Annotated in this window: 7 protein-coding genes and 1 pseudogene; all 8 read left to right on the top strand. The window is 44.2% G+C overall.

Going from position 1 to position 6,487, the window contains the following annotated elements; all coding sequences use genetic code 11:
• Positions 1 to 42: 42 nt before the first annotated feature.
• Entirely contained in the window at positions 43 to 1,083 is a 1,041-nt protein-coding gene (locus tag ACI32D_RS03175) for a serine/threonine protein kinase (RefSeq protein ID WP_439775202.1), read from the top strand.
• Positions 1,084 to 1,269: 186 nt separating this feature from the next.
• Positions 1,270 to 1,440, top strand: a complete 171-nt coding sequence (locus ACI32D_RS03180; RefSeq protein ID WP_002878348.1) for a hypothetical protein — start codon at positions 1,270 to 1,272, stop codon at positions 1,438 to 1,440.
• Between the two features lie 18 nt (positions 1,441 to 1,458).
• A complete protein-coding gene (locus ACI32D_RS03185; RefSeq protein WP_439775203.1) occupies positions 1,459 to 2,124 on the top strand; it encodes a hypothetical protein in 666 nt (221 codons plus the stop codon).
• Between the two features lie 21 nt (positions 2,125 to 2,145).
• A pseudogene (locus ACI32D_RS03190) lies at positions 2,146 to 2,244 on the top strand (DUF4352 domain-containing protein); the annotation flags it as partial.
• Between the two features lie 183 nt (positions 2,245 to 2,427).
• Positions 2,428 to 3,525: a BMP family lipoprotein gene (locus ACI32D_RS03195; protein WP_201331776.1), complete on the top strand. Its 1,098-nt coding sequence runs from the start codon at positions 2,428 to 2,430 to the stop codon at positions 3,523 to 3,525.
• 111 nt (positions 3,526 to 3,636) lie between these two features.
• Positions 3,637 to 4,515, top strand: coding sequence for a hypothetical protein (locus ACI32D_RS03200; protein ID WP_439775204.1), 879 nt, complete (start codon positions 3,637 to 3,639; stop codon positions 4,513 to 4,515).
• Between the two features lie 96 nt (positions 4,516 to 4,611).
• A complete protein-coding gene (locus ACI32D_RS03205; protein WP_439775205.1) occupies positions 4,612 to 5,436 on the top strand; it encodes a hypothetical protein in 825 nt (274 codons plus the stop codon).
• A 138-nt stretch (positions 5,437 to 5,574) separates the two neighbouring features.
• Positions 5,575 to 6,487 (top strand): helveticin J family class III bacteriocin (locus tag ACI32D_RS03210; protein ID WP_439775206.1); only part of this gene is annotated, 913 nt, incomplete at its 3' end.

Genomic DNA, 6,487 nt, shown 5'->3' on the forward strand with positions numbered 1-6,487 from the left:
TACCCCCATTGTTACCATTATGGCAGAAAGATTTTATATAAGATGAAGCAAGGAAAAATAAGTGATTACGTTAATCCTGTTCCCATTAAAATAACGGACGACAAGGCAATTTTCAAAGTTGAAAAGCTGAACCCGACGCCTTATATCGAGCGGGTCCTTCCTTTAGAGTACGCTCCCTTATATGAACAGCTGGCTGAGCTGGACACCGCGATTCCCAAGATTGTCTGCCTGGAAAAAAGCGACCGCCTGACCGTCATCGAAGAATACATCGACTCTCCCCGTCTCGACCAGTACTTAGAGACCCACAAGCTCACTTCTGCCCAGATCCACGACTTGATCTGCCAGCTGCTGGACGTCCTCGCGGTCCTGCACCAGCAGACGCCGCCGATCATTCACCGGGACATCAAGCCGGAGAATATTTTTTATGATGGCAAAAAGCTGATCCTGGCTGACTTCGATATCGCCCGGAACATGCAGAAAGATGCCGACCGCGACACCCGCGTCCTAGGGTCACTAGGCTACGCGGCCCCAGAACAATTCGGCTTCAGCCAAAGCGGGCCAGCCAGCGATTTCTATGCGGTCGGGGTCTTGATGAACGTTCTGTATACCGGCTGCCTGCCCAGCGTTCAGCTTTATCAAGGGCCTGAACGGGAAATCATTGAAAAAGCCACCCATATCAACAGCCAGAAACGCTACCAAAGCGCCCAGGAATTTAAGGACGCGATTATTGGCTTAGGTCGGTCCAGCTGGCTTTTGCCAGGCTTCCGCGGCCATCAGCCCGCCCGCATGCTTACAGCTGCTTGCGGCTACTTATTGATGCTGTTTAGTTCCTTTAATATGGACGCCAAGAGCGACTCAGCGGCTGACCGTTTCCTGCTCCGCCTGTCCTTTTTCATGGTTCTTTTCTTGATCGTCCTGTTTGCCTGCAACTACCGCAATATCAAGAGCATGTGCCTTTTCCATTCATCCAAGTCCAAATTTACCCGGGCCTGCGGGATCATCATCAGCTACCTGCTTGTGGCCACGGTTTTGACCACGGCTTTAGCCGCCTTATCGGTAGCGATTTCATCTTTTGGCCATTAGTGGGCTGCCTGCCCACCAATCCTTCTCTTTAAAAGTCTACACTTAAACTGGATGCTGACCCATGCAAGATGGAGACTTTTTTAGCTGAGAATTCTGCTTGAGCCGCTTTAGGCAAAAATGGAATGTGTGCTAGCAGACTTTCAGCTTTCAGCATCAATTAAGTCACTTGGTTAAGGAGAGGATAAGATGAAAGTAGTTGGAATTCTGTTAATCATTTTAGGCGTTATTGGTATTGCCATCGGGCTGATGATGTTCGGTGATATTGGCGTAGCATGTATTGTCGGCGCTCTTGCCGCCCTGTTGTCGGGATTCGGCTTCTTAAGCGTTAACAACAAGCTGAATAGTTCTGAGTCTTAGAGCCGGGGGGATCTTGCCATGAAGTCCAATAAAAAGCCATTTTACAAGCAATGGTGGGCTGTGACCATCGCCTTCATTTTCGTATTTTTTGTCGGCTACATCTTCGGCTCTGCCGCTTCTTCGAGTGACGACTCCAGTGACGAAGCCTCTGTAGCCAGTTCATCAAAGAGTTCTTCTAAGAGCACTACTGACGACAAGTCTTCTGGGAAAAATAATGCTAAGAAAACTCTGACTGTCAGCTATAAAAATTACGAAATTTCTTCGGAAAAGACCTTTAAGCCGAACTATACGAATAACAGCTGGGCCGGCGGCAGCGTATCTGTCGACAGCATTACTTTGTACAAGACAGCCAAGGCCTACAATTATGATAGTGCCAACGATGGCAAATTTACTATTCAAGGTTTCATGCAGATTCATTACGTAATTAAGACCAAAGCTGATGTTTCAGTTTACCCGACTCAAGGAACATATATCTACTCCAATGGTGAACAGCACGGAGCAGATTCCACTGAAAGTTGGGATGGCGATATTTCAAAGAACGTAACAAAGCAAGGAACAGTAACTGTCCCAGTCGAAAAGATTTCAAACGTCAACAGTGTCCGCGTGAAATTTGACGCGAGTGGCCAAGACTTTAGTGATGATTCTTTAGACCACGATTTTGATTTCACTATCACTTTGTCCTAACAGACAGCTTGATCTTTAAGAAATTTGGTTGGCGAAGCAAAGACTTCCGCCAAAAAGTTGCAGCTGCAGTACAAGACCTCAATTTGGAACAACAATACGGTTAAATTCAAGCTCAAATAAACCGCGAAAGCGAAGCCTGCGAGAGCCAGGTTTCGCTTTTTTGTTAACCGCTATCAAAAAACAGTTCGGAATTTCGTTTATATTGTTGCTTTTTTCTATTTTTACACTATAATAAACTAAGATAAAAATAAACATCTTTCGCGATTGTCACACAAACATTCGTGTTGTAACGGAGGAAATCACGTGTCTGTTTCTAAATTTAAAAAGTTAGCAACCATCGCTACTGCTGCTGTTTCAGTTTCAGTTCTGCTGACTGCCTGCCAAGGTAAGAAGTCATCATCTTCAACTGGTACTAAGACCACCAAGCACAGCATCGCGCTTATCACTGACAACAACGCCATTGACGACCACTCCTTCAACGAAGCTGCCTGGAATGGTTTCAAGGCCTTCGGTAAGAAGCACGGTCTGAAGCAAGGCAAGGGTGGCTACCAATACTTTGAATCTTCATCAGCCGCCGACTTTACTCCTAACGCCAACGAAGCTGCCAGCTCCGGCTTTGAAACCATCTTCGGTGTCGGCTACCAACTGACCAGCGCCATCAAGTCCGCTGCCAAGAAGAACCCTAAGAAGAACTTCGTGATCATCGACGACGTGATCAGCGGCCAAAAGAACGTTGCTTCAGTTACCTTCGAAAGCAACCAAGCATCATACCTTGCTGGTGTCGCTGCTGCTTACACTACCAAGACCAACCACGTAGGTTACATCGGTGGTGCCAAGTCAGCTACCCTGGAACTGTTCGAAGCCGGCTTTAAGCAAGGTGTTGAAGCAGGTGCCAAGGCTTTGGGCAAGAAGATCAAGGTTGACGATCAATACATCGGTAACTTCACTTCAACTGACAAGGCCAAGTCAATCGCTCAATCAATGTACGCCAGCGGCGCGGACATCATCTACCACGCAGCCGGCAACGCTGGTAACGGGGTCTTCACTGAAGCCAAGGACATCAACAAGAACCGCAAGGCTTCCAAGAAGGTTTGGGTCATCGGTGTTGACGTTGACCAATCAAACCTGGGTAGCTACACTTCCAAGGACGGCAAGAAGAGCAACTTCGTTCTGACTTCAGTTCTGAAGGGCCTGGACGTTGCTGTTGAACGTCTTGCTGAAAAGGCATACCAAGGCAAGTTCCCAGGCGGCAAGCACTTTGTCTACACTCTTGAAGGCAATGGTGTTTCTGTAACCAAGGGCAACATCGACTCCAAGACTTGGAGCAAGGTTCAAGCAGCCCGCAAGCAAATCTTGAACGGCAAGGTTAAGGTTGCTGAAAGCGTAAGCGACTTGAAGTAATCTCAAACAGCAGATTTTTTAAAGGTACTCATCATTCGATGAGTGCCTTTTTTCTTCTCCCTTGCGTTATAATTATATTAAGAAAGCGCTTTTATAAAAGAGGTGACAACCATGCCTAAAAAGCTACGTAACACACTGTTTGCTTTAGCTGCCATACTGAGTTTTACGACTTTGGCGGCAACTCAAAATACAGTTTCAGCAGCAAGTTCAGCAAAATACACGCCCAAATATATCAAACGGCAAGTCGTACTGCAGTTAAACTGCAACAGCTATGTATATGACCGTTATGGCAACCGGATGCCTTGGTTTAACGGGCTTTACGGACCTCTCGGCTACCTAAAGAAGGACAGTTACGTCTACACAACCAGAAACAGAATTGAACGGACTGACAAAGACGTCCGCTACTTTACCTTATTCACCAAATACCACGTTACTAAATACAATTATGGCTTCGTAGGTAAGAAGTATTGGCTGCCATATAAAAAGATCAACGGACATTATTTCTACTACATCGGCTATGGTGCCTACATCAAGGCAAGAAACGTCTCTTTGATCAACGATCTGCCCCAATATTCAAATGGTGAAAAAGCCATGATTGAAATGTCCGGTTATCCTTTTACATTTGACAGTAAAACCAAGAAAATAAAAGATTTGACCAAAAAATGTAAAGCAGGTAAATACGTAGTAATAGATGGACTGCGGCAATTTACGGACAGTGATGGCTTTATATTCTGGGACACCGATCAACCAGTCTATGCTCGGTTAAAAGGAACAGGCCACGGCACTACGGGAACATATATCGATGTTGCCGCTTTAAGAGCTAAGGAGCTCTACACTTTCTATTCAGATCCAGAAGAAGGAAGTAATCCGAATTATCGGATTAACTTAGTAGATATTAACAGACTCGAAGATTACTATACCGATACTAAGAAAAAAAGAAATAAAAACTTTCTCCACTCACAAAATGTTAGGGAGAAAGCCAATAACTAATCTGAAGAAAGCAAGTCACCTTATCGTGCCTTTTTTCTTCGCCCTTGCGTTATAATTATATTAAGAAAGCGTTTTTTTGCAAAAGGGGTGATAATCATGCTCAAACAGCTACGTAACACACTGTTTGCCTTAACTTTTTCGCTAGGCTTTTCTGCTTTAATTGCAAACACTGTGCAGGCCGCATACGATACGCCCTACCTAAAAGGCCAAGTCGTACTGCAGTTAAACTGTAACAGCTATGTCTATGACCGTTATGGCAACCGGATGCCTTGGTTTAACGGGCTTTATGGTCCCCTCGGCTATCTAAAGAAGGGCAGTTACGTCTACACAACCAGAAAAAAGGTTGAACGGACAGACAAAGACGTCCGCTATTATTTCCTCCATAGTACAAAATATCATACCTATGAAATTGACAAAAAATACTGGCTGCCTTATAAGAAAATCAATGGCCACTACTTTTACTACATTGGCCATGGAGCCTATATTAAAGCCAGAAACGTTTCAGAGATCAACAACCATTCTCAATATTCAAATGGCGAAAAAGCCATGATTGATGAAACTACATACGCATTTAAATTTAACAGCAAAACCAAGAAAATCACTAATCTTAAAAAGAAATATAAATACGGTGATTACGTCATGGTCGATGGCCTTAGGCAATTCACTGACAGTGATGGATTTCCTTTCTGGGATGCCGACCAGCCATACTATGCACGTTTAAAAGGCACCGGTCATGGCTATACAGGAACGTATATCCTTTTGGGCAATTTACGAAAAAAAGATAGCGATATATTTTTTTGGGACATCGAAGAAGATAACCATCCTAACTATCGAATCAACATACTCGATATCAATTGGCAAGAAAGCAAGTATAAAAAAGCTGAGAAAGCTAAGACTCAAAAGAGTAAGCAAGACGACTGATCTATACTAATAAGTCACCTTATCGTGACTTATTCTGTTTTCTCGAACACTTGTTGCCTTAACTAAACTTTTGTGCTAAAATTACATTGTACCCGGCAGAAGCCAGTGTACAAATTTATGATAGGAGGACTAATTTTTATGGTTAAATTTAAAGAAACCACGAGCATTTCGCTCAAGAAGACAGTAGAGCTGAATCCACACCATCATTCAGCCGTTCAAAAAGCTAATGTTGGTTCAACTTACATTTATTGCCTTCAGTTGAGAAACAAGCAAGAAGACACCTACGTCGTACGCGGTAAAACTGGTGATATGACTGAGACCATCTTACACTTGAGTGATGTCGCTGCAGGCCACACGCAAACTTGGGAATATGCTGATATGGCGAACAAATGGTTTATCGGTGTCAAGAAATATGAAAGGAAAGGGACTGATATCAAATGGGACAAGCAAATTGCCCGTGTTGATATCAAGGCACAAAAAGGAAGCCACAGCAGTCATTTAGATTTTCCGCGTTTGGCTTACCTCAACCGCGCCGGCAGTCATCCATATCCCGGGGAGAATTTTGTCAGAGCAGAAGCCGCCGTATCACCAAACCATCAAAAGTTTCTCTTAGCAACCATCGATGCTTCTGGCAACGGCTACTTCACAATCTACTCTCTGAGTACAATTAACAAGGCTTTGGACCAAGTTGCCTCACTTAGCGATGGCAATAACTACGTTAATATGGGAAACATCGCCTATCTTGAGTCGTTCTACTACCCTAACTTAAGCAGCTTAATCAATTCCTACCAAGGCTTTGATATGGATGATTACGGCAACATCTATATCTCTAGTCAAAAAGCTCCAGATATTAATTCTGATACCGGTGAATTTACATCCCACCACAAGCAGATCATCAAGATTCCAGCCAACAAGCGCTCCTTTGCAGATCAGTGGATCAGCGTCAACTTGAGTGATTGGGGAAAAATCGACCACAAGGGCTATCACACTGAAGTCGAAGGCTTGCAAGTCATTGGTGAAGACCATGTTTATCTCACCGTTGCCTATCACG

The organism is Lactobacillus sp. (assembly GCF_051873315.1).
GTDB lineage: Bacteria > Bacillota > Bacilli > Lactobacillales > Lactobacillaceae > Lactobacillus.

Excerpts from the sequence above, each read along its gene's own strand:
- ACI32D_RS03175 (WP_439775202.1), top strand. The coding sequence starts at position 43 with ATGAAGCAAGGAAAAATAAGTGATTACGTTAATCCTGTTCCCATTAAA.
- ACI32D_RS03180 (WP_002878348.1), top strand. The coding sequence starts at position 1,270 with ATGAAAGTAGTTGGAATTCTGTTAATCATTTTAGGCGTTATTGGTATT.
- ACI32D_RS03185 (WP_439775203.1), top strand. The coding sequence starts at position 1,459 with ATGAAGTCCAATAAAAAGCCATTTTACAAGCAATGGTGGGCTGTGACC.
- ACI32D_RS03200 (WP_439775204.1), top strand. The coding sequence starts at position 3,637 with ATGCCTAAAAAGCTACGTAACACACTGTTTGCTTTAGCTGCCATACTG.
- ACI32D_RS03205 (WP_439775205.1), top strand. The coding sequence starts at position 4,612 with ATGCTCAAACAGCTACGTAACACACTGTTTGCCTTAACTTTTTCGCTA.